General features: G+C 59.7%; 23 protein-coding genes. 9 read left to right on the top strand and 14 right to left on the bottom strand.

Features of this window, described 5'->3' with window-relative positions:
* Nucleotides 1–112: 112 nt before the first annotated feature.
* Genes tatC through ACR0B5_RS02795 form a run of 3 tightly spaced genes read right to left on the bottom strand, consistent with a single transcriptional unit; the run spans nt 113 to nt 1665 of the window.
* Nucleotides 113–988: a twin-arginine translocase subunit TatC gene (tatC, locus tag ACR0B5_RS02805; protein WP_170483497.1), complete on the bottom strand. Its 876-nt coding sequence runs from the start codon at nt 986–988 to the stop codon at nt 113–115.
* On the bottom strand, nt 985–1443 hold the full coding sequence (gene tatB / locus ACR0B5_RS02800; protein ID WP_170641881.1) for a Sec-independent protein translocase protein TatB: 459 nt from the start codon (nt 1441–1443) through the stop codon (nt 985–987). Before tatB ends, tatC begins: the two co-directional genes overlap by 4 nt.
* A 6-nt stretch (nt 1444–1449) precedes the next feature.
* Nucleotides 1450–1665: a twin-arginine translocase TatA/TatE family subunit gene (locus tag ACR0B5_RS02795; protein ID WP_170373887.1), complete on the bottom strand. Its 216-nt coding sequence runs from the start codon at nt 1663–1665 to the stop codon at nt 1450–1452.
* A 218-nt stretch (nt 1666–1883) separates the two neighbouring features.
* On the opposite strand from ACR0B5_RS02795, the gene ACR0B5_RS02790 reads away from it, so the two are divergent.
* The gene (locus ACR0B5_RS02790; protein ID WP_480538273.1) at nt 1884–2186 is read left to right on the top strand and encodes a hypothetical protein; all 303 of its coding nucleotides are present in this window, start codon (nt 1884–1886) and stop codon (nt 2184–2186) included.
* 21 nt (nt 2187–2207) lie between these two features.
* Complete coding sequence (locus ACR0B5_RS02785) at nt 2208–2879, top strand: helix-turn-helix transcriptional regulator (protein ID WP_170700495.1); 672 nt, start codon at nt 2208–2210, stop codon at nt 2877–2879.
* Nucleotides 2880–2942: 63 nt separating this feature from the next.
* On the opposite strand, the gene ACR0B5_RS02780 is transcribed toward ACR0B5_RS02785, so the two are convergent.
* The 7 genes from ACR0B5_RS02780 to ACR0B5_RS02750 all read right to left on the bottom strand — a co-directional run bounded on the left by ACR0B5_RS02780 (nt 2943) and on the right by ACR0B5_RS02750 (nt 9234).
* A complete protein-coding gene (locus ACR0B5_RS02780; RefSeq protein ID WP_480538271.1) occupies nt 2943–4124 on the bottom strand; it encodes a peptidoglycan DD-metalloendopeptidase family protein in 1182 nt (393 codons plus the stop codon).
* A 64-nt stretch (nt 4125–4188) separates the two neighbouring features.
* Nucleotides 4189–4839, bottom strand: coding sequence for a protein-L-isoaspartate(D-aspartate) O-methyltransferase (locus ACR0B5_RS02775; RefSeq protein ID WP_170373891.1), 651 nt, complete (start codon nt 4837–4839; stop codon nt 4189–4191).
* Nucleotides 4836–5618, bottom strand: coding sequence for a 5'/3'-nucleotidase SurE (gene surE / locus ACR0B5_RS02770; protein ID WP_480538269.1), 783 nt, complete (start codon nt 5616–5618; stop codon nt 4836–4838). The genes ACR0B5_RS02775 and surE overlap by 4 nt, the downstream gene beginning before the upstream one ends.
* Before the next feature lie 111 nt (nt 5619–5729).
* A complete protein-coding gene (locus ACR0B5_RS02765) occupies nt 5730–6773 on the bottom strand; it encodes an ABC transporter ATP-binding protein (protein WP_480538267.1) in 1044 nt (347 codons plus the stop codon).
* A 126-nt stretch (nt 6774–6899) separates the two neighbouring features.
* Entirely contained in the window at nt 6900–8015 is a 1116-nt protein-coding gene (locus ACR0B5_RS02760; protein ID WP_480538265.1) for a hypothetical protein, read from the bottom strand.
* A 2-nt stretch (nt 8016–8017) separates the two neighbouring features.
* Nucleotides 8018–8797, bottom strand: a complete 780-nt coding sequence (locus ACR0B5_RS02755; protein ID WP_480538263.1) for an SDR family oxidoreductase — start codon at nt 8795–8797, stop codon at nt 8018–8020.
* A gap of 74 nt (nt 8798–8871) precedes the next feature.
* Nucleotides 8872–9234 carry a SnoaL-like domain-containing protein gene (locus ACR0B5_RS02750; protein ID WP_170373896.1) on the bottom strand — a complete coding sequence of 121 codons (363 nt, stop codon included), beginning with the start codon at nt 9232–9234 and terminating at the stop codon, nt 8872–8874.
* 110 nt (nt 9235–9344) lie between these two features.
* On the opposite strand from ACR0B5_RS02750, the gene ACR0B5_RS02745 reads away from it, so the two are divergent.
* From ACR0B5_RS02745 to ACR0B5_RS02730, 4 genes are all read left to right on the top strand, one after another.
* Entirely contained in the window at nt 9345–10952 is a 1608-nt protein-coding gene (locus ACR0B5_RS02745) for a peptide chain release factor 3 (RefSeq protein ID WP_480538260.1), read from the top strand.
* A gap of 49 nt (nt 10953–11001) precedes the next feature.
* Nucleotides 11002–11757: a hypothetical protein gene (locus ACR0B5_RS02740; RefSeq protein WP_480538259.1), complete on the top strand. Its 756-nt coding sequence runs from the start codon at nt 11002–11004 to the stop codon at nt 11755–11757.
* A complete protein-coding gene (locus ACR0B5_RS02735; protein WP_480538258.1) occupies nt 11754–12683 on the top strand; it encodes a glycosyltransferase family 2 protein in 930 nt (309 codons plus the stop codon). The genes ACR0B5_RS02740 and ACR0B5_RS02735 overlap by 4 nt, the downstream gene beginning before the upstream one ends.
* A gap of 184 nt (nt 12684–12867) precedes the next feature.
* Nucleotides 12868–14226 (top strand): DEAD/DEAH box helicase, encoded by a 1359-nt coding sequence (locus tag ACR0B5_RS02730; protein ID WP_480538257.1) that lies wholly within the window; start codon nt 12868–12870, stop codon nt 14224–14226.
* 10 nt (nt 14227–14236) lie between these two features.
* Here ACR0B5_RS02730 and ACR0B5_RS02725 read toward each other — a convergent pair whose 3' ends face one another.
* The 3 genes from ACR0B5_RS02725 to ACR0B5_RS02715 are packed head-to-tail and all read right to left on the bottom strand — an operon-like array spanning nt 14237 to nt 16250.
* The gene (locus tag ACR0B5_RS02725; RefSeq protein ID WP_480538256.1) at nt 14237–15139 is read right to left on the bottom strand and encodes an EamA family transporter; all 903 of its coding nucleotides are present in this window, start codon (nt 15137–15139) and stop codon (nt 14237–14239) included.
* Nucleotides 15140–15160: 21 nt separating this feature from the next.
* Nucleotides 15161–16054 carry a fatty acid desaturase gene (locus tag ACR0B5_RS02720; protein WP_480538255.1) on the bottom strand — a complete coding sequence of 298 codons (894 nt, stop codon included), beginning with the start codon at nt 16052–16054 and terminating at the stop codon, nt 15161–15163.
* Nucleotides 16041–16250, bottom strand: coding sequence for a DUF2061 domain-containing protein (locus tag ACR0B5_RS02715; protein ID WP_480538254.1), 210 nt, complete (start codon nt 16248–16250; stop codon nt 16041–16043). Before ACR0B5_RS02715 ends, ACR0B5_RS02720 begins: the two co-directional genes overlap by 14 nt.
* 109 nt (nt 16251–16359) lie before the next feature.
* On the opposite strand from ACR0B5_RS02715, the gene ACR0B5_RS02710 reads away from it, so the two are divergent.
* The 3 genes from ACR0B5_RS02710 to ACR0B5_RS02700 all read left to right on the top strand — a co-directional run bounded on the left by ACR0B5_RS02710 (nt 16360) and on the right by ACR0B5_RS02700 (nt 18761).
* Nucleotides 16360–17226 carry a helix-turn-helix domain-containing protein gene (locus ACR0B5_RS02710; protein ID WP_480538252.1) on the top strand — a complete coding sequence of 289 codons (867 nt, stop codon included), beginning with the start codon at nt 16360–16362 and terminating at the stop codon, nt 17224–17226.
* 80 nt (nt 17227–17306) lie between these two features.
* On the top strand, nt 17307–17489 hold the full coding sequence (locus ACR0B5_RS02705; RefSeq protein WP_170466555.1) for a hypothetical protein: 183 nt from the start codon (nt 17307–17309) through the stop codon (nt 17487–17489).
* Between the two features lie 291 nt (nt 17490–17780).
* On the top strand, nt 17781–18761 hold the full coding sequence (locus ACR0B5_RS02700; RefSeq protein WP_480538250.1) for a GlxA family transcriptional regulator: 981 nt from the start codon (nt 17781–17783) through the stop codon (nt 18759–18761).
* A gap of 98 nt (nt 18762–18859) precedes the next feature.
* Here ACR0B5_RS02700 and ACR0B5_RS02695 read toward each other — a convergent pair whose 3' ends face one another.
* Nucleotides 18860–19906 carry an aldo/keto reductase gene (locus ACR0B5_RS02695; protein WP_480538248.1) on the bottom strand — a complete coding sequence of 349 codons (1047 nt, stop codon included), beginning with the start codon at nt 19904–19906 and terminating at the stop codon, nt 18860–18862.
* Between the last annotated feature and the right edge of the window lie 3 nt (nt 19907–19909).

Genomic DNA, 19909 nt, shown 5'->3' with positions numbered 1-19909 from the left:
TCCGGGGTCTTAGTCCGACGATGTCAAACCACGTTCGGCTTTTGGCAACAAGGGGTTCCAACGAAAAAGGCGCGCCTGTCATGGGCGCGCCTGTCTTGGGAACAGCAAGAGACTACTTGCCGTCTTCTTCCTGCATCAGGTCCTCATCCGCTTCGGCCTCATCATCATAGTAGCCATCCGCGCGGAGTTGCTCTTCTCGTTTCTTCTCGACCCGGGCGACGAGGAAGATCGATACCTCATAAAGGCCGTAAACCACTACGAACAGAATGATCTGTGTGATCACGTCAGGAGGCGTCACGAGCGCAGCAAGCACCAGAATGGCGACTACCGCGTATTTGCGAACACTACCCAGCCCCTCAGCCGTGACCAGCCCCGCCTTACCCATCAGCGTCAGCAAAACGGGCAGTTGGAAACACAACCCGAAGGCCACGATGAACTTGATTGTCAGGTTCAGGTATTCCTGCGCGGAGCCTTGGAACACCACGCTCAGCGGTGCAGAGGTGGCGCCATCCACGACGGCCTCACCTTCAGCGCCGAACTGCTGGAACCCGAGGAAAAAGTCATAGGCCAAAGGCGTAACGACGTAGAACGCAAAGCTTGCCCCCAACAGGAACATGAAGGGCGAGGCCAACATGAACGGCAGGAACGCGTTCTTCTCGGATCTATAAAGCCCTGGAGCAACAAAGCGCCACATCTGCATCCCGATATAGGGGAACGCCAGTATGAAGCCCCCCAGCAGCGACACCTTGATCGCAACAAAGAAGCCTTCCTGTGGCGAGATGAAGATCAACCCGCAGTCCTGCCCACGCTCATTCAACACCTCACACAAAGGATGAGTCAGGAAGTTGAAAAGCGGCGTAGCAACCGTGAAACAGATGATCATGCCGATCAGAAACGCAACGACGCAGTGAATGAGTCGTGTCCGCAATTCGGCCAGATGCTCGATCAGCGGCGCCGAGCTGTCTTCGATTTCGTCGGTCTTGCTCATGTCTTGTTCTCAGTGTTCAGCGCGGCTTCGGCCTCTTCGGCCTTGGCCAGCGCGTCAGCGGCTTCCTTGGCCTTGCGCTCGGCAGCGGCGCGGGCGGAGGTGGCTTGAATTTTCTTGGCCTGTTCAGCCCTCTCAGCCGCCAGCTTGCCCGTTTCGCTTTCAGGATCGAACTTGGTCGGGTCGATGCTGCTGCTCAGATCCTGAGCGGCCTTTTTCACGCCGTCCATCGCGCTGTTCACAGGATTCGTGGCCGCGTTCAGACCCTTCTTGATCTCGTTCACGCCTGCCTGATCCGCAGCCTCGTTCATAGCGCTGGTGAATTCGCGCGCCATGCCGCGGGCCTTGCCGACAAACCGACCGACATTGCGAAACAGCACGGGCAGGTCTTTCGGCCCCACCACAATCAGGGCAACGATGCCGATGACCAGAAGCTCGGTCCAGCCCAGATCAAACATCCGGGTTTAGACCTTGTCTTTCTCGGTTTCGGGCGTGACGTCCTTGGCCACTTCGGCTGCATCCTGCTCCAGCTCATCCGCGCCTTCCTTGACGCCTTTCTTGAACGAGGTGATGCCTTTGCCGACCTCACCCATCAGAGAGCTGATCTTGCCGCGGCCAAACAGCACCAGCACCACAACAGCGATCAGTAGCAGGCCGGGAAGTCCGATATTGTTGAGCATGTTTATTCTCCTTCTCAAAGGCGCACTGCGCCTGAACCCTTTTCTGATCCCGTGTTTACGCCGCAAGCCGCGTTCTCAAAAGGTGGCCGAGCCAATTCGGGCGGCAAATTTGATGTGATCTTGCGGATTCATGGCTCTCGCTTTTCTCAACTGACAGGTTTATGTCAGTTGCTACGGGCTAGGACAGCGGTATCGCAACCTGGTCAACGGAGAAACACATGACCCATGTCGCCGAAATCGTCACCTTCACCCTGACCGAGGGCACCTCACCCGAGGCCTTCGTCAAACTCAGCCAATCGACCGAGAGCTTCGTGCGCGCAGCACCCGGCTTTGCCTATCGCCAGCTCAGTCAAGGGGAAGACGGTCGCTGGACGGACTATGTCGTTTGGCAAAATATGAAGGCCGCTCAGACGGCGGCTGCAGAATTCCCGCAACAGGAGTTTGCACCGGCCCTGATGGCAGCCATCAACCCCGAAAGCCTGCAGATGCGGCATGAGGCAGTCCTATGGAACATGACCTGACGCAGGTCGGAACGGCGTATCATGCGCCGCACTGATCGTCTGTTCGACATCATCCAGATCCTACGCGACGGGAAACTACACCGCGCGCAGGACATCGCGGACCGGCTCGAGGTGTCGGTCCGTACGATCTACCGCGACATGGATACCTTGGTCGCCTCGGGCGTTCCTGTCGAGGGCGAACGCGGCGTGGGTTACATGGTGCGAGAGCAGATCACCCTGCCCCCGCTCAACCTGACCACGGCCGAACTTGAGGCGCTGAACCTCGGGATGGCTATCGTCGCCGAGGCAGCTGACCCGGACCTGAAAGCCGCAGCCGAGTCACTTGCAGAAAAGATCGACGCCGTCCTGCCCACGCAGGTCGTGGCCGAGGCCGATACTTGGAAATTTGCGGTCTATCCCTTCGCCGATGCCGCGCGCGGATTGGCGCATATGGCCCCGCTCCGCGCTGCTATCAAAACCCGCCAGAAATTGCAGCTGTCCTACCGCCGCATCGACGGCGCACTAACCGAACGCACCATCCGCCCCCTCCATATGGAATACTGGGGCCGCGTCTGGACCCTCACCGCATGGTGCGAGCTGCGCAACGGCTTTCGCGTTTTCCGCATCGACCTTATCGAAACCGTCACCCCCCTGCCCGAGCTTTTCACAGACGAGCCAGGAAAACGCCTAAGCGACTTCGATCCACACGGGTGATCCGCCCTTCATCTGGCTGAAAATATCCCCGCCGGAGGCACGGCCCGGAACGGGCCATTCTGGTCACCTCAGATAAGGTTCAGGATCAACCGACTCAAAACCTTTGCGGACTTCGAAATGAACATACGCATTGTCGCCGCCGCGCAGTTCCGCCAATTTCTGCCCCCGCCGCACGCGATCACCTTTCTTGACGGTGATATCGTCGACATTGGCATAAACCGTCAGCAAGTCATTATTATGCTTCACAACGATGATCGGTACCTGATCGGCATCTGCGGTAATCGCCGCCACTGTGCCTGCCTCGGCTGCAGTGACCGACGTTCCCGGAGCGGCCGCGATATCGATGCCTTCGTTCTTACCCTTGTCATATGTCCGGATAATATTGCCCGCGACCGGCAAGGACAGCGCGGAATTGCCGGAACTTTTGGTCGGCGCTTCAGCTGTGACATCCGGCGCCTCGGGCGCCTCGGCCAAAGGCGCGACCTGCTCATCCGGTAGTGGCTGGGTCGCACTCGGCGGTGTCGGCGTCGGAGATCCCTGCCCCGGCTGCGTCACCTCTGTTGCTGCGACCGGAGCCGCTGCCGCCGCCTGACGCGGGGCAGCCTGGTTCTTGACCGGAATCAGCAGATACTGCCCCTCACGAATGGCGAAATCCGGTCCCAAGCCGTTCCACTCTCCCAGAGCTTCAACCGGCACCTGATAGAGGCGCGAGATGGTAAAGGCCGTCTCGCCCCGCTTCACCTTGTGGCGCACCGGCTCTGGACCAGAAGCGACCGGTGCAGGCGTTGGCGCCGGTTCGACCGGCTTCAGCACCGTCGTCTGCACCCCGCCCGTATCCGGGGCCTGATCAATCGCGTTTCCAGCGATTGAGGCAATATCCACACCGCTTGATGCCCCTACGGATCGCGGCAGGGCCAGAACTTCACCCTCGCGCAGCGTGTCGGTTGTCTGCAAGCCGTTGAACCGCGACAGCTCACCTTCCGGCAGGCCGACCCGAGCCGCAACATCGCGCACTGTATCGCCCCGGCGCGCCACGGCGACCTGATAGTTCGGATAAGTGATCACCCCGCGCGCATCGGGCGCAGGGCGGCTGGTGGTTGCGGATTGCGCCGCATCCGTGGTGGAAAACCCGCCGAGTTGTCCGCGCAGGTCGTAGTCCAACGGCCCTTCGCACCCGGCCAGAATGGCCAGAGCCGCAACTCCGGTCGCACAACGGCGCATCGTTGATTTGGTAACTGCTCTCATGACTTTTGTCCTCAACACCTGCCCCTGTTATCCGGGGTTCCGGCGATCCATTCCAAAAAACCTGTTACGTCTCGTCCTTGCCTAGCCCTTCAAGCAGCGGCACGAACCGAACCGACGTCAATTCATCATAGTCCAGACCGGTCTCGGTGCGCGTCACCTTAATCAACTGCTGCACCGCATCCGACTGCCCGACGGGTAGCACCATGATACCCCCGATTTTCAGCTGCGCCAAGAGCGGGCCTGGCGGGTCCTCGGCCGCTGCGGTCACGATGATCCGATCAAAGGGCGCTTGTTCCGGTAAACCGAACGAGCCATCCGACAGCATCGACGTGACATTGGTCAGCCCCAGTTCGGCGAACAGCTTGCCGGTCTCGCTGACCAGTCGCCTATGCCGTTCAACCGTGTAAACCCGCCGCGCCAGTTTCGCCAAAATCGCCGCCTGATACCCCGACCCGGTCCCGATCTCGAGCACAGTGTCACGCGGACGCACATCCAACGCCTGTGTCATCAACCCCACAACGGACGGCTGGCTGATCGTCTGACCGCAGGCGATGGGCAGCGGCATATCCTCGTAAGCGCGGTCGGCGAACAGGCCGGTGACGAAGCGCCCCCGGTCGACCGCCTCCATCGCGGCCAGAACACGCGCATCGGTCACACCCCGCTTACGCAGGGCAAACAGGAACTGCATGACGGTTTCTGGGTCCAGTCCACTCATTCGATCGACTTCAATGCCTCTAGCGTGTCATGCGCGGTCAGATCCGCGCGCATCGGCGTGACCGAGATATAGCCTTCCAGATTGACCGCCGCGTCCGTGCCGGGCGCGGTCGGGTTGTGCTGGTATCCGCCCTTGATCCACAGAAACCGCCGCCCCGAGGGCGAGCTGTGTGGCTCGACCGAGAAATGCGTATCGCGGCGGAACCCTTGCGAGGCTACGCGGGTGCCCAGAACCTCGTCGGCGGGAACGGGCGGGAAATTCACATTGTAGAACAGGCGGTAGTCGCCTTGCTCTGCAGGGGTCGCGTCCAGAATGCGGCGCACCAGATCAGCGCCAAAGCGACTGGCGGCCTCGAACGGATCCTCGAGCCCCAGATTGCGCGGGCCGAAATACTGGGACAGGGCAATGGCCGGCACGCCCTGCAAAGCAGCCTCCATCGCGCCGCCAATGGTCCCGGAATAGAATGTATTTTCCGCCGAGTTGTTGCCCCGGTTCACGCCAGACAACACCAGATCGGGCGGGCAGTCCTTCATGACGTCATGCAAGCCTGCCAACACACAATCCGCTGGAGAGCCTTCGGCCGCAAAACGCCGCTCATCCAGTTTGGCGACCATCATGGGATGGGTGTAGCTTATGCAGTGGCCGACGCCGGATTGCTCGAATGCTGGGGCCACGACCCAGACCTCACCGTCAGGTCCGGACAGATCCTTTGCAATCGCCTGAAGCGTGATCAGCCCCGGCGCATTGATGCCGTCATCATTGGTAATCAGAATACGCATGACCGTCCCACCCCCGCGTTTCGCCCTTGATAGACCCGACCCCGCGTTGCGGCAAGCAATGCAGGCCCGCAATCTGCGGCTTTCGCGCACCACTTGCGGGTAAATTGCGCTCTATCTAGGGAAAACGAAACAGCGGTCGCGCCGAATGGTCAGCCACATTGCCCGCCCTGGCGCGGGGACAAACACGTTCGGAACCGTCGCCTTGAGGATCGAGCCGTCATAGTCCATCCGAAACTCGACCAGGCTTTCATTGCCCAGGAACCGGGCCCGCTCAACCACGCCGCGCGCGGCGACGCCGTCTGTGGCCGTGGGCAAAGGCCCTTTGCCGTTTCGGTCGAAATCCAGCCGGAGGTGTTGGGGACGGAAAACGATCTCGACATCGGTACCGTCCGGAAAGCCCGGTGCCAGGAATTGCCCGAACGGGGTCTCGGCCAAGGCACCATTCACTTGCGCCTGCAACACGTTGACATCACTGAAGAATGCGACTGCTGCTTTGTCCGCTGGCCGCGTGTAGACGTTGTAGGGCGCACCTTGCTGCACGATCTTGCCGCCCCGCATGAGGGCGATCTCGTCGGCCATGCGCATGGCCTCTTCCGGCTCATGGGTGACCAGCAGAACGGCGGCGTCTTCCTCTTTCAGGATCGCGAGCGTTTCGTCGCGGATACCGTCGCGCAGGCGGTTGTCGAGGCCCGAGAACGGCTCGTCCATAAGCATGATCCGGGGGCGCGGGGCCAGAGCGCGCGCCAAAGCCACCCGTTGCTGTTCGCCGCCGGACAGTTGATGCGGGAACCCGTCGATGAATCGCATCAGATCGACTTTGGTCAAAAGTTCCTCAACCCGGGCGCGTTTCTGATCCTTGCTACCCTTCAGGCCGAAACTCACGTTGTCGGCCACGCTGAGATGCGGGAACAGGGCAAAGTCCTGAAACATCAAGCCAATCTCGCGGCGTTCAGGCGGGACACGGAACACCGTATCACAGATCAGCTTACCATCGACATAGATCTGCCCTTCGTCCTGCATCTCGACCCCGGCGATCATCCGCAAGGTTGTGGATTTGCCGCAGCCGGACGGCCCAAGCAGGCAGGTCACCCGCCCCGCCTCGACCGTCAGCGAGACGTCATCCACCACAACCCGGCCTTCGAACCGGCGGATCATATTGCGAATTTCCAAACGAGGAGGAGGTGAGTTGCCTGTCACAGATGGGTCCTGTTGCCTTTCCCGATCAATTCCAACGGGCTTGAGCGGGGATAGCAACCCCGCCCGTCCGGCGCAAGGGATCAGCTATTCCGCAAGCAGCTCGAAATCGACACCGGCGCGGATTTTTCCGTTCACCTGAACTTCAAGCCGATGCGCGCCGGGCACCAGTTTGAACGTGGTCGCATTGCCTTTGAGCTTGTGGCGTTTGTCCAGACGCAATGCGCCGTCCTTCAGCGCGGCCTGTTTCAGCTTGTGAACCTTGGCCGAAGTTTTCCCGTTAGGGCGTTGAAAGTAAACTATATAATCCACCAGAACCGGTTGATCAGCAGACCCTTTCAAATCGACCGCGAACGCCAACGCGCCATTGATCCGCGCCTCGCCGTCCACTGAAATGGCAGCGGTGACTTCCGCGTCCGGGTCATAACCCAGCATCTTCATCGCCCCCGGATGCCCGGCCTTCACAAGCCCACGCAGGGTATGAGAGACCATCCAATCCAACTCTGCCTCTTCCTGCTCACCTGCCTCGCGCCAACGCTGCAAGCAGTCCAGAACCAGATCGGGGTCCTTTTTCGTGATATCGTTCAGATGGTTCGCAACCGAGCGGGTCACATAGCGCGTTTTGTCCCGATGCAGACCATCCAGCAAAGGCAAGGGGTCGGTCAGCGCGAGACCCACCGCCTGACCCCATGGCAAGCGGGGCCGCGTGCCCTCGCTGACCAGACGGCGCACATGATAGCTGTCGTGTTTGCTCCAACGCTTCATCCGCGCCAAGACCAGATCGGGATGGCTGTTCAGGAACGGACGGATCGCCCATTCCATCGAAAAACGTTGAGTCAGTTCCTCCAGCACATCCAACGCCAGTTCCGGATGCTCAGCCCCAACTGAGACAACCCAATACCCGAGTGGCGCAAAGATGAAATCGCCAAAATCATCATCTGTCTTGCTGGGATCCAAAGGCGGCGGCAAGGCGCGCAGGATCAACGGCGCGACCGCTGGCAAATTGCCCGGAAAGGACTGCTGCAGGCAATCGGCGATCCAGGCCATTCTCTCTTTCAGTTCCAGATCCAACAGGCGCGACATGACCTGCGCTTCGAACGCCTCAGCGTCGAATTCCGGGTCCGCCGACTGGAACAAACCCGCCAGATAGCGGGTTTTTTCCACGTTGAACAATTGGTCCTTCAGAGAGAAATTCTGAGCCATACTTACATCGTCAAATTTGTTGCGCCGCCATCCAGCAAGATGTTCTGCCCAACGATAAAGCCCGCATGTTGAGAACACAGGAAAGCGCAGGCCGCGCCGAATTCCTGACGCGTGCCATAGCGGCGCGCCGGGATCGTGGCGGACCGGGCCGCGCGGGCCTCATCCAGTGAAATCCCCTGCTGATTGGACACACCTGTATCCAGCGACAAGGCGCGGTCGGTGTCATGAATCCCCGGAAGCAGGTTGTTGATCGTCACACCTTGCGGGGCGACCTGACGCGCCGTTCCGGCCACGTAACCGGTCAGCCCGGTGCGCGCCGCATTCGACAACCCCAGAGCCGGGATCGGCGCGCGCACGGATTGCGAGGTGATATTCACCACCCGCCCCCAACCTTTTTCCATCATCCCTGGCAGCAGCGCTTTCATGAAAGCGATCGGCGTCAGCATGTTGGAATCCAGTGCCTTGATGAAATCCTCACGATCCCAGTCCGACCACAAACCCGGAGGCGGCCCGCCCGCATTTGTGACCATAATATCAATATCTTGCGCGGCATCGACCACCTGCGCCTGACCTTCGGCTGAGGTCACATCACAGGCCACCGTTTCAATCGCAACGCCATGGTCCACACGCAACCGTGCCGCCTCAGATTCAAGTGCCTCAGCACCACGCGCATTCATCACCAGATCGACACCTGCTTCAGCCAACGCCTCGGCACAGCCCAGCCCAAGCCCTTTGCTGCTGGCACAAACCAACGCACGCTTGCCGCGAATTCCAAGATCCATTCTGATCCCCTCTGTCTGTTGTTGCCCGCATGTCTAGCACCAGCCAGACAGAGAAGACCAGAATTCAACAGGCCTTAGTAGAAGAACTCTTCCCTCACAATTTTGCCATCGGCCACGTGGTAGACACCCACTTCGCTCATATCGAAATTCTCGCCGCTTTCTATGAACTTGCCCTTGATCTCGAAAATCACGGCAAAGCGGTCGTCGCCATGCAACATCGGATCACTGACCGATACATGGCTGACCTCTGTCGCGCTGTCCCACCATTCGTGTTTGCCGCGAATGGCATCCAGACCTTGGACCTCACGCCCCATGCCAACGTCATCCACCGCCTCGGCCGAGACAGCATCCGCGGCATAGAGTTTACCCAGATTTTCAGCGGTTCGATTTTCGCGGCAACCGGCCACAAGCTCATTTGCAATCTCTTTCAATTCCATTGGTTCACTCCCATAATTTGTTCACTATATGTTCTCTTTGCCACAGCTCGCCGATTCGAACCAGTCCGTTTGTCTTGCTTCGGCGGGTTTCCCCGCCTATACGCGCGCTCATGCTTGATACCGCCTCGAACCAACCCGTATTGCCGCCCGAGATCGCTCGTCGTCGGACATTCGCCATCATCTCGCACCCGGATGCGGGCAAGACGACGCTGACGGAAAAGTTCCTGTTGTACGGGGGCGCGATCCAGATGGCCGGTCAGGTGCGCGCCAAGGGTGAGGCGCGGCGCACGCGGTCGGACTTCATGCAGATGGAGAAGGATCGGGGTATCTCGGTATCCGCCTCGGCGATGTCGTTTGACTACGGGGATTTCCGGTTCAATCTTGTCGACACCCCCGGCCACAGCGATTTCTCGGAAGATACCTATCGCACGCTGACTGCGGTGGATGCGGCTGTGATGGTGATCGACGGAGCGAAAGGTGTCGAAAGCCAGACGCAGAAGCTGTTCGAGGTCTGTCGCCTGCGCGATCTGCCGATCCTGACCTTCTGTAACAAGATGGACCGCGAAAGCCGCGATACGTTCGAGATCATCGACGAAATTCAGGAAATGCTGGCCATTGACGTCACGCCTGCCGCATGGCCCATCGGCGTGGGCCGCGATTTCATCGGCTGTTATGACATGCTGCGTGACCGGCTGGAACTGATGGACCGCGCCGACCGCAACAAAGTGGCCGAAAGCATCCAGATCGACGGTTTGGACGATCCCAAACTGGCCGAACACGTGCCCGAACACCTGCTGGAGAAGCTGCTGGAAGAGGTCGAAATGGCGCGCGAGCTTCTGCCCGCGCTCGACCCTCAAGCCGTGCTTGAGGGGCATATGACCCCGATCTGGTTCGGCTCAGCAATCAACTCATTTGGCGTGAAAGAGCTGATGGAGGGCATCGGCGCCTATGGCCCGCAGCCGCAGGTGCAATCGGCCGAACCCCGTCAGATCTCCCCGGACGAAAAGAAAGTCGCCGGGTTTGTCTTCAAGGTGCAGGCCAATATGGACCCCAAGCACCGCGACCGGGTGGCCTTTGTGCGTATGGCCTCGGGGCATTTCAAACGCGGCATGAAGCTGACCCATGTGCGGTCGAAAAAGCCTATGGCGATCTCGAACCCGGTGCTGTTTCTGGCCTCGGATCGCGAACTGGCTGAAGAGGCATGGGCCGGGGACATCATCGGCATCCCAAACCACGGCCAGCTGCGCATTGGCGATACGCTTACCGAAGGCGAAGCGATCCGCGTGACCGGCATCCCTTCCTTTGCACCGGAATTGCTGCAAACCGTCCGTCCGGGCGATCCGATGAAAGCCAAGCATCTTGAGAAAGCCCTGATGCAATTCGCCGAGGAAGGCGCGGCCAAAGTGTTCAAACCCTCGATCGGGTCGGGCTTTATCGTTGGCGTCGTGGGCGCGCTGCAATTCGAAGTGCTCGCCAGCCGGATCGAGATGGAATACGGCCTGCCGGTTCGGTTCGAGGCGTCTCAATTCACCTCGGCCCGTTGGGTCAGCGGTGAGAAGGCCGAGGTCGAGAAATTCGTCAACGCCAACAAACAGCACATCGCTCATGACCATGATGGCGACATAGTCTATCTGACCCGTCTGCAATGGGATATCGACCGGGTCGTGCGCGACTATCCGGCACTGAACCTGACGGCCACCAAAGAGATGATGGTGTGATCCAACTGCCTGATTGCACAGCCAATCCCGGCTGTGCAATTCTGCCCGCATGAGCGATGACGACCTGACCTTTCCTGGCGGCCTGCCCGACATGCTGGAGATCCTGGAAAACAGGCGCGCGCCTTTTGTGTTCGGCACCCGCCCCCTGCCCGATCTGGACGTTGATCTGGACGCAATGACGCAGCAGATCGTGCCGGAACGCGCGACCCTCGCCCCCGAAAGCGAAGATGCCACCGCGTGGGACCAGAAGCGCGCCAAGATCGCCACCGAGTTCGTCGGCAATTCGGAATTGGCTTTCCTGAACGCCCAGCTGATCGCCAATCTGCGCAAACGCTCATACCCGCGTCACACGCCCGCTTTGTTTCGGCGGCTCTGGGCCGAGCAATCCCCGCATCTGCTTGAGGCGCTTGATTTGCGCTGGCTCGTCTCCTCGGTGCAGACCTTTGCCGATCACGGCGACACGCCGACCCAGCGCGAGGTTGGTCAGGCACTGCGGATGCTGTTCGGGCTGATGAAGCTCTATGAGTTCGAGCGGTTGTTCTCCAAACGCGGACCCGAGGAAACCCATTGGTTTCGCGGCAAAAGCACCGCCCCGCTGCCGTTGCAGATGCAGTCTTTCTCACTGGAGCGCGGCGGGCTGGCCGTGTCGCTGATCGCGCCGATCTGGACCAAGGCGCTGACCGATCCGACCATCGCGCCGCTGGCGGATCAACTGATGACCGAGTTGAACAAAGACCCCGGAACCGTCTTTCGTCGCCTGAAAAAGATGCGCGAACGCCGTCTCGCCCGGATGCAGCGCCGATGACCACATGGGGTGTTGTCTCCATGGTGCGAGGACCCGCGCTGGATATCCTGCGGTTTGCGGCCCATCACCTCGATCTGGGGGGCGACCGGCTGTACCTCTATCTGGATGAGCCCAACCCCGAGGCGCAGCGCCAGTTGGAGCAGCACCCTAAGGTGCAAGTGACACTCTGCGATGACGCTTTCTGGCGTGGCCGGAACCGGACGCGCCCGGATAAGCATCAGGTGCGCCAATCCACCCATGCCAGTTATACCTATCGCAAAACCGATCTGGATTGGCTGGCCCATATTGATGTGGATGAGTTCCTGTGGGCGGACGCCCCCATCCCGGAGCTGCTGGATACCGTGCCCGCAGATACCCCCGCCGTTCGGATCCGCCCGATTGAGGCCATTGCCGGGGCCGAGGACCTGTACAAAGCGCATATCCCCAAAAGCCCGGACCGTGAGGCTTTGGTGCAGGCGCTTTATCCCACTTATGGCGCCCATGTGCTGGGAGGGTTCCTCAGCCATGTGCAGGGCAAATTGATCGTGCGCACGGGTCTGAAAAAGCTAAGTTTTCGCATCCACAACCTGTTTCAGGACAAGACCCTCCTGCCCTGCAAATTCGAACTACCGGGGCTGGAGTTGTGCCACCATCACGCGCCGAGTTGGGAGCATTGGTTCAAGCACTACCGTTTCCGGATGGAGCGTGGCTCGTACAAACCCGGCATGTCCCCGAACCTGCCCCGCGACCAAGGCGGCCTGAACAAGAACGAGCTGTTCAGCCAGATCGAGTCTGCCAGTGGTGTTGATGGGCTGCGTGCATTTTACGATGAACTCAGCGCCGATGACCCGGACGTCCGTGCTCGACTTGAGGCACATGATCAGATCCGGCACCGCCCGTTGCATCTGGATGAAAAAGTGGCGAAACACTTTCCCGGAAGCTGCTGAATTGTTGCAAAAAATGCCATTTCCAGCCGGTTGACCCTGTAGGGATTTCAGTTCATTTGACCCCGCCCCACGTTTTTGTTATGTCCCGCCTCAAGCCGAAACGCGCATGGTGCGCATGGTCAGATCGACCCGGCATGACGCAGACGCGCGGGCCAGGTCAAGTGTCCGCAATAATCGGACATATATGACAAAGTTTACCGAACTGAACCTGAACCTAAAGGTCCTCAAAGCCATTGAGGAAGCCGGATACGAAACCCCCACTCCGATCCAGGAAGGCGCGATTCCGCCCGCGCTAGAAGGGCGAGACGTATTGGGCATCGCCCAGACCGGCACCGGGAAAACCGCTAGCTTCACGCTGCCGATGATCACATTGCTGGCCCGTGGCCGCGCCCGAGCCCGGATGCCGCGTTCGCTGGTGCTGTGCCCGACACGGGAATTGGCCGCGCAGGTGGCCGAGAATTTCGACACCTACTCCAAGCATCTGAAACTGACCAAAGCGCTGTTGATCGGCGGTGTCAGCTTCAAAGAGCAAGAGGCCCTGATCGACCGCGGCGTAGACGTTCTGATCGCCACTCCGGGCCGTTTGCTGGACCATTTCGAACGCGGCAAGCTGCTGCTGACCGGTGTGCAGATCATGGTTGTGGATGAGGCCGACCGGATGCTGGATATGGGCTTCATCCCAGATATCGAGCGCATCTTCTCACTGACGCCCTTCACGCGCCAGACGCTGTTCTTCTCGGCCACCATGGCCTCGGAGATTGAGCGTATCACCGACACTTTCCTGTCCGCCCCCGCCCGGATCGAGGTCGCCCGTCAGGCCACCGCGTCCGAGACAATCGAACAAGGCGTGGTGATGTTCAAAGGCGGTCGCCGGGATCGTGAAGCCAGCGGTAAACGCAAGGTTCTGCGCGCGCTGATCGACGCCGAAGGTGACAAATGCACCAACGCGATCATCTTCTGCAATCGCAAGACGGATGTGGATATCTGCTCGAAATCCCTGAAGAAATACGGCTATAACGCTGCCGCGATCCATGGCGATCTGGACCAGTCGCAGCGGATGAAAACGCTGGACGGGTTCCGCGATGGCTCGCTGCGGCTTCTGGTCGCCTCGGACGTGGCGGCGCGTGGTCTCGATATCCCGTCGGTTAGCCATGTGTTCAACTTCGACGTCCCCGGCCATGCCGAGGACTATGTGCACCGCATCGGCCGCACGGGCCGTGCCGGACGTGAAGGCAAGGCCGTGACGATCTGCTCGGGTCGTGACGAAAAGGCTCTGGATGCGATTGAAAAGCTGATCCAGAAGGAAATTCCGCGCCTCGACAATCCGGTTAAGGACGAACCCAAGCCCGAGAAGCCGAAAGCCGAGAAACCCGCCAAAGCAGCGGAAGGCAAGCGCAGCGAAGGCAAGAAAGAGCGCGAGCCCCGCGAACCCAAAACTCGCGGTCGTGGCCGCAAGGACGATCATGGCCCGGCCGTTGTCGGCATGGGCGATCACCTGCCCAGCTTCATCGCCCTTAGCTTTGATGAACGTCGCGCGGGTTAATTCCTGTCGCCTAGATTGACAGTACCAGCGCCAGAATCGACGCACCCAGCAACAGCATCCCGGCGATCTCGCGCCGGGTGATTATCTCACGGAAAAACAGGGTCGAGGCAAGCAGGCTGAGCAATAGCTCGACCTGCCCCAGTGCTTTGACATAGGCCGCGTTCTGCAAGGTGAAGGCGAAGAACCAGCAGAACGATCCGCAGAGACTGGTCAGGCCAACGAACACGCCGGTTCGGCGCGTGTTCCACACCGCGCGCAACTCGGCCCGGTCGCGCCAAAGCAGCCAGATCCCCATGCTGACGAATTGAAACGTGACCACTGCAGCCAGCGTGACCAACGCACGAAACCACGCGTCGATATCGCCCAGCTCAAGCGAGGCACCGCGATAGCTGACCGAGGAGAAGGCGAATAACACCCCCGAGCCTAGCCCAAGCCGCGAGGCGCGATTGGTCAGATGCTGCCACCACGCCCCGTCCCCTCCGGGGGTTTTGGACAATAGAAGAACCGCCAGAAGCCCCACGACAATCGCCCCTAACGCCCCGGTCGAGACCTGATCGCCCAGCACCACAAATCCAACGATCGCGGTTTGGATGACTTCGGTTTTCTTGAACGTAATTCCGACGGCAAAGTTGCGCTGCTTGAACAGGGCGACGACACAGATCGTCGCAAGTATCTGCGAGGTGCCGCCGATGATCGCGAACACCCAGAACCGCGCGGACAAATCGGGCAGGCTCAACCCGGTGACCTGAATGGCCACGACCAGCCCCAGCAGGGCCAACGGCAAGGAATAGGCAAAGCGCGCAAAGGTCGCCCCCGCCGCAGACAGTTTCACGCTGCTCAGCGATTTTTGCAGCATAAACCGGACCGTCTGAAAACTGGCGGCGGCGATGGTGATTGGAATCCATAGACTCATGAACTCCGTTCTGTCGTTAAATCAGGGTTTTGGCCAGAGCGGATGCGGCACCGGGTCCTTCGCCCGCCAGAAATACGCCCTGAATATCTCGGCATAGGATGTGTAGACATAGGCTTCGTTGCAATCCTGATACCGCTCTTTCCCCGATTGATAGAGCGCGGGTAATTCGTACCATGGGGCCGATGGGTTCATGTGATGAACCACGTGCAGGTTGTTGTTCAGAAACAAGAAAGCCAGAATACCGCGATCTTCAACGATCACCGTGCGGGCGCGTGATTTCTCATGCGCGCGGTGTTCAAGGAAGGTGCGGATCTTCACAAGACCCAGCCCAAAATAGGCCGACATGACATAGGCCCAAATCGGCATAGAGGAGTGTGCGACGACCCACAGAACCACCGCAACTCCGGGGATATGCAGCGCCCATGCAAGAGCGATTGAACGGTCTCCACGGATCAGGCTGTTCCATTCACCCTGCAGAAACATAACCTGCCCAATCGCAGGCCCCAAAACCATGCGCCCGAGAAGGGTGTTGTTGGTGGCAAGCACCCTCTTTTGCCATGCGGACAGCTGCGCCCAGACCTTTGGGTCATGGTAGTTGCTCTCGGGGTCGTCATAGGGATCTGTCAGGTTCGAATCCTGATGATGCGCAAGATGTAGGTCGCGAAACCGGTTGAATGGAATAAACAGGGTCAATGGCAGGGCCATCAGTGCCTCATTCAACCATTTCGTGCGAAACGGATGGCCGTGCAAAGCCTCATGCGTCAACGAGGAATGAAGGGCGGCAACCGCTCCCATCATCGGGATAGCAAGCCACAGGCTCCAACCCGCCACATAGAAAGTGGCAATCAACCAGGCGGCGTAACATGCGGAGATCAGGGCCAATGTGCCCCATTCGGGCGTTTCAGCTTTCCCCATGACGCCCCCATGAGATCCCCGCCCAGACCCGCTCATAGACAATGTAAAGCGTCAGACCGATTGCGGTATTGACCAACGCCACCACGCCGCCCACGGCAACTGACCCGGTGGCGATCAGACCTACCAGCGTCATCATCACAAAACCCATCACATTCCAAATGAGTGCTTTCACGACAGATCTTCGTCGCGTTTCCATTCCGGACCCCGTTTTTTGTTGTTATCACAAAAGCGTTACTCAACGAGTGGCGTGTTGGGAATTCTGAATATGATTAACAAAAATCATCAGAAGTGATATTTATCTCCTTATGATAGAGAAAATCGACAAACGAGTCCGCGCTGCTCAGTTTCGCCAGCGACTTTCCCGCGCGATGGAGGACACCGGTGTCAGCCAAAGCGCCCTCGCCCGACATATCGGTGTCGACCGCTCGACCGTGTCACAGCTGTTAACCGATGAGGGCGCCCGCCTACCCAACGCCCATGTGGTCGGCAGTTGCGCCTCTGCTTTGGGAGTTTCGGCAGATTGGCTGCTGAGCCTCTCGGACCGTCCCGAAAGCGCCGCGGAACTGCTGGCGAGCTCTCTGACCATGACCGAGGCCCCCCGCGCCCTTGTCGATGAGCGTATTTTCCAATGGCATCAAGAGGCTGCCGGCTACAAGATCCGTTACGTGCCCGCCACCCTGCCCGATATGCTCAAGACCCGCGCGATCCTCGAATGGGAATACGCCCCGCATTTGGGCCGCACAGCAGATCAAGCAATTGGCGCGTCCGAGGATCGCCTGTCCTGGATGCGCAGCGCCCAGTCGGACTATGAGATCGCCATGCCTTTGTATGAGATCCGCAGCTTTGCCCTCGGCACCGGCTACTACGAAGGACTGCCGTTACCGGTCCGTCTGGAACAGATCGACCACCTTTTGGACCTCAGCGAGCAGCACTATCCCCGCCTGCGCATCTATCTGTTTGATGCCAAACGTCTGTATTCCGCGCCTGTCACGATTTTCGGGCCCCTTCTGTGCGTATTCTATGCGGGCAGTCACTACATGGCCTTCCGCGACCGCGACCGTATCGAGGTGTTCAGTCGACATTTCGACACCCTGATCCGCGAGGCTGAAATGACCGCCCGCCGTTTCCCCGAATACCTGCGCGGGTTGCGGGCCGAGATTGCAAAGGGCTGACGCCTCAAACGTGCGGTTTTTCAGATCCTGTAGTATAGTGACACCGCGAACGCGCAGACACTCTACGGAGGATGATCAGAATGGACGCACTACAAACCGCTCAATATGCACGCGCCCTCTACTCCGCGCACGGCGACCGGGCCGAGGCGGAAGCCGCTCAGAAGATGCGCGAATGTGAGGCCGCCGGAAACACGCAAGAGGCCAAAAATTGGCAAGCCGTCCGCCGCACAATCCGCCAAATCCGAGGCCCGAATCAAGGCTGACGCCCTAGCTCTACTCGCTTGTAGCGCCATCAAAAAACGACACGCTCCGCCCATCCGGTCAGCGGGCCGATTCCGCTGGCCAGCAAATCGAAACAAGGTGCCCGGCCTTGTCTGATGGGCGGGCTCCTAACAATGGAATACCTGCCGTTTTCCGGGCAAAAACGTTTTCCCCAAGTTATACCCAGTTTTGACCAAAGTTTTCCCCAGGCTTCTCCCCGGATTCCGATTTGCGCAACCGCCGCCTCTGACGCAGCCTTGTGGAAACACTTGTCAGAATGCGAATCGAACTTGATGAAATCCGCAAAAAACATGCTGCAACCGGAACATCGCGCCTTGAAAACGGCGCTGTTGGTTCTGGATGAATGCAGCACGCTCAGCTTTGCCGCGGCCGTGGATCCGATGCGCGCCGCCAACCGTCTGGCCGATCGCCCGGCCTTTGATTGGGACTACGTGACCCCAACGGACGAGCCAGTCATGCTGACCAGTGCGCTCACCGTTCCCGGCATACCGCTGGCCCGTCTGCAGAGCTGCGACCTGATGATTGTCGTTGCCGGATTTCAAATGGCCCGCCAAGCAACCCCCAGCCTGATCGCGGGATTGCGGCGCATCGCGGCCACAGGTGCCACAATGGCCGGCATAGACGGAGGGCCCTGGCTACTGGCCGAGGCTGGCCTGCTCGATGGTCACACCGCGACCACCCATTGGGACGATCTCGACAGTTTCGCGCGCCGCTTTCCCAAGGTCGATGTTCAAGCAACCCGCTTCGCAATCTCCGAAAACCGACTGACCTCGGGCGGCGCGATCCCCGCGGTCGAGATGATGCTGCACATCATCGCCGCACGTCATGGTGCGGTTTTTGCCGCACGTGTCTCAAACCAGTTCCTGTACGAAGGCGCTCCGGCGCAAACCAAATCAGACACGCCCAAGGTAAACCACCACTCCGCGCTGACCTCCAAAGCCAATAGCCTGATGGAGGCCGCGCTAGACGATCCGCTGCCACTAGCCCGTATCGCCGACCGGCTGGGCACCAGCCCCCGCACCCTGCAGCAGCAGTTCCGCCTGCGCCTGAACACCACGCCGCAGGACCACTACTTGCAGCTGCGCATGGCCGAGGCCCGCCGTCTGGTTACCGATACCGACATGTCGCTGATGGACGTGGCCCAAGCCACCGGGTTCACCTCGCAATCCAGCTTCGCCCGCGCCTTCCGCACGGCCCACGGCCTGTCGGCCCGTGACCTCAGACAGGATAGCACGCATCCCACCCATCACTGACCGGATCCACTTCATCTGGCCCAAAATATCCCGGGGGAGACGCCGCAGGCGGCGGGGGCAGAGCCCCCTAAATCGCTTCGGGATAAACCCGAAACGTCTTAATACGGCATCGGATGCGCTTTGTGCGCCGCCTCAATCTCGGCCAGAACTTCATCCGACAAGCGCAGATCGACGCCAGACAGAATATGCTCCAACTGCGCCACCGTCGTCGCACCAAAGATGGCCGACATCATGAACGGTCGGGTCCGGCACCACGCCAGCGCCATCAATGTCGGGTCCAGCCCATGCCGCGCGGCGATCTGCAAATAGACGTCAACCGCATCAAAAACCCGCTCGGACTTGCGCCCGCCCAATTCAGGTGACAGTGACATGCGCGAGGCATCGGGAATGGCCCCGCCCTGATACTTACCCGTCAGCAAACCCGTTCCCAAAGGCGAGAACGCCATCAGGCCCACATCTTCATGAACGCTCAACTCGGCCATGTCCGTGTCAAACAGTCGGCACAGCAGCGAGTATTCATTCTGAACCGACGCCACCCGTGGGGCGCCCATCTGCTCGGACAAGCGCAGCCATTGCGCCGTCCCCCAGGCACTTTCGTTGGACAATCCAAAGGCCCGGATATTTCCCTTGTCGACCTGAACCTGAAGCGCCTCCAGACACTCCTGCATATTCTCAAGCACTTCATCGGTGTTGTGCCCCCTCGGAGAGAACGTCCAGTTTTGCCGGAACATATAGCTGCCGCGATTGGGCCAGTGAAACTGATAGAGGTCGATATAGTCGGTCTTCAAACGCTTCAGTGAGCCCTCGATGGCCTCGGGGATCGTCTGAGCGGTGATCGGCGCGCCATCGCGGACAAAGCGAAGCCCCTCACCCGAGTGCTTGGTGGCCAGAACATAATCCCCACGGCGCGCGGTATTGGCCGCGTTCCAGTTGCCAAGGATTTCCTCAGTCCGACCAATCGTCTCTTTGGCGACTGGATTGACCGGGTACATCTCGGCGGCATCGACAAAATTGATCCCGGCTGCCAGCGCCACGTCCATCTGCGTATGCGCCTCTGCTTCAGAGGTTTGCGATCCGAATGTCATCGTCCCAAGACATAGATCAGACACCATGATCCCGGTGCGGCCCAAAGGCTTCATTTCCATTTG

This window comes from Ruegeria sp. AG1 (genome assembly GCF_056541705.1).
Note: the sequence above shows the minus strand (reverse complement) of the source record. Positions and strands in the feature narration are given on the sequence as shown.

Bases quoted from the DNA above. Each gene is read 5' to 3' on its own strand.
- ACR0B5_RS02730 (WP_480538257.1), top strand. From the start codon at position 12,868: ATGACAAAGTTTACCGAACTGAACCTGAACCTAAAGGTCCTCAAAGCC.
- ACR0B5_RS02700 (WP_480538250.1), top strand. From the start codon at position 17,781: ATGAAATCCGCAAAAAACATGCTGCAACCGGAACATCGCGCCTTGAAA.
- ACR0B5_RS02760 (WP_480538265.1), bottom strand. From the start codon at position 8,015: ATGGCTCAGAATTTCTCTCTGAAGGACCAATTGTTCAACGTGGAAAAA.
- surE (WP_480538269.1), bottom strand. From the start codon at position 5,618: ATGCGTATTCTGATTACCAATGATGACGGCATCAATGCGCCGGGGCTG.
- ACR0B5_RS02705 (WP_170466555.1), top strand. From the start codon at position 17,307: ATGGACGCACTACAAACCGCTCAATATGCACGCGCCCTCTACTCCGCG.
- ACR0B5_RS02715 (WP_480538254.1), bottom strand. From the start codon at position 16,250: ATGGAAACGCGACGAAGATCTGTCGTGAAAGCACTCATTTGGAATGTG.
- ACR0B5_RS02740 (WP_480538259.1), top strand. From the start codon at position 11,002: ATGAGCGATGACGACCTGACCTTTCCTGGCGGCCTGCCCGACATGCTG.
- ACR0B5_RS02720 (WP_480538255.1), bottom strand. From the start codon at position 16,054: ATGGGGAAAGCTGAAACGCCCGAATGGGGCACATTGGCCCTGATCTCC.
- ACR0B5_RS02710 (WP_480538252.1), top strand. From the start codon at position 16,360: ATGATAGAGAAAATCGACAAACGAGTCCGCGCTGCTCAGTTTCGCCAG.
- ACR0B5_RS02735 (WP_480538258.1), top strand. From the start codon at position 11,754: ATGACCACATGGGGTGTTGTCTCCATGGTGCGAGGACCCGCGCTGGAT.
- ACR0B5_RS02725 (WP_480538256.1), bottom strand. From the start codon at position 15,139: ATGAGTCTATGGATTCCAATCACCATCGCCGCCGCCAGTTTTCAGACG.
- ACR0B5_RS02745 (WP_480538260.1), top strand. From the start codon at position 9,345: ATGCTTGATACCGCCTCGAACCAACCCGTATTGCCGCCCGAGATCGCT.
- ACR0B5_RS02775 (WP_170373891.1), bottom strand. From the start codon at position 4,839: ATGAGTGGACTGGACCCAGAAACCGTCATGCAGTTCCTGTTTGCCCTG.
- tatB (WP_170641881.1), bottom strand. From the start codon at position 1,443: ATGTTTGATCTGGGCTGGACCGAGCTTCTGGTCATCGGCATCGTTGCC.
- ACR0B5_RS02785 (WP_170700495.1), top strand. From the start codon at position 2,208: ATGCGCCGCACTGATCGTCTGTTCGACATCATCCAGATCCTACGCGAC.
- ACR0B5_RS02780 (WP_480538271.1), bottom strand. From the start codon at position 4,124: ATGAGAGCAGTTACCAAATCAACGATGCGCCGTTGTGCGACCGGAGTT.
- ACR0B5_RS02795 (WP_170373887.1), bottom strand. From the start codon at position 1,665: ATGCTCAACAATATCGGACTTCCCGGCCTGCTACTGATCGCTGTTGTG.
- tatC (WP_170483497.1), bottom strand. From the start codon at position 988: ATGAGCAAGACCGACGAAATCGAAGACAGCTCGGCGCCGCTGATCGAG.
- ACR0B5_RS02790 (WP_480538273.1), top strand. From the start codon at position 1,884: ATGACCCATGTCGCCGAAATCGTCACCTTCACCCTGACCGAGGGCACC.
- ACR0B5_RS02765 (WP_480538267.1), bottom strand. From the start codon at position 6,773: ATGATCCGCCGGTTCGAAGGCCGGGTTGTGGTGGATGACGTCTCGCTG.
- ACR0B5_RS02755 (WP_480538263.1), bottom strand. From the start codon at position 8,797: ATGGATCTTGGAATTCGCGGCAAGCGTGCGTTGGTTTGTGCCAGCAGC.
- ACR0B5_RS02695 (WP_480538248.1), bottom strand. From the start codon at position 19,906: ATGGAAATGAAGCCTTTGGGCCGCACCGGGATCATGGTGTCTGATCTA.
- ACR0B5_RS02750 (WP_170373896.1), bottom strand. From the start codon at position 9,234: ATGGAATTGAAAGAGATTGCAAATGAGCTTGTGGCCGGTTGCCGCGAA.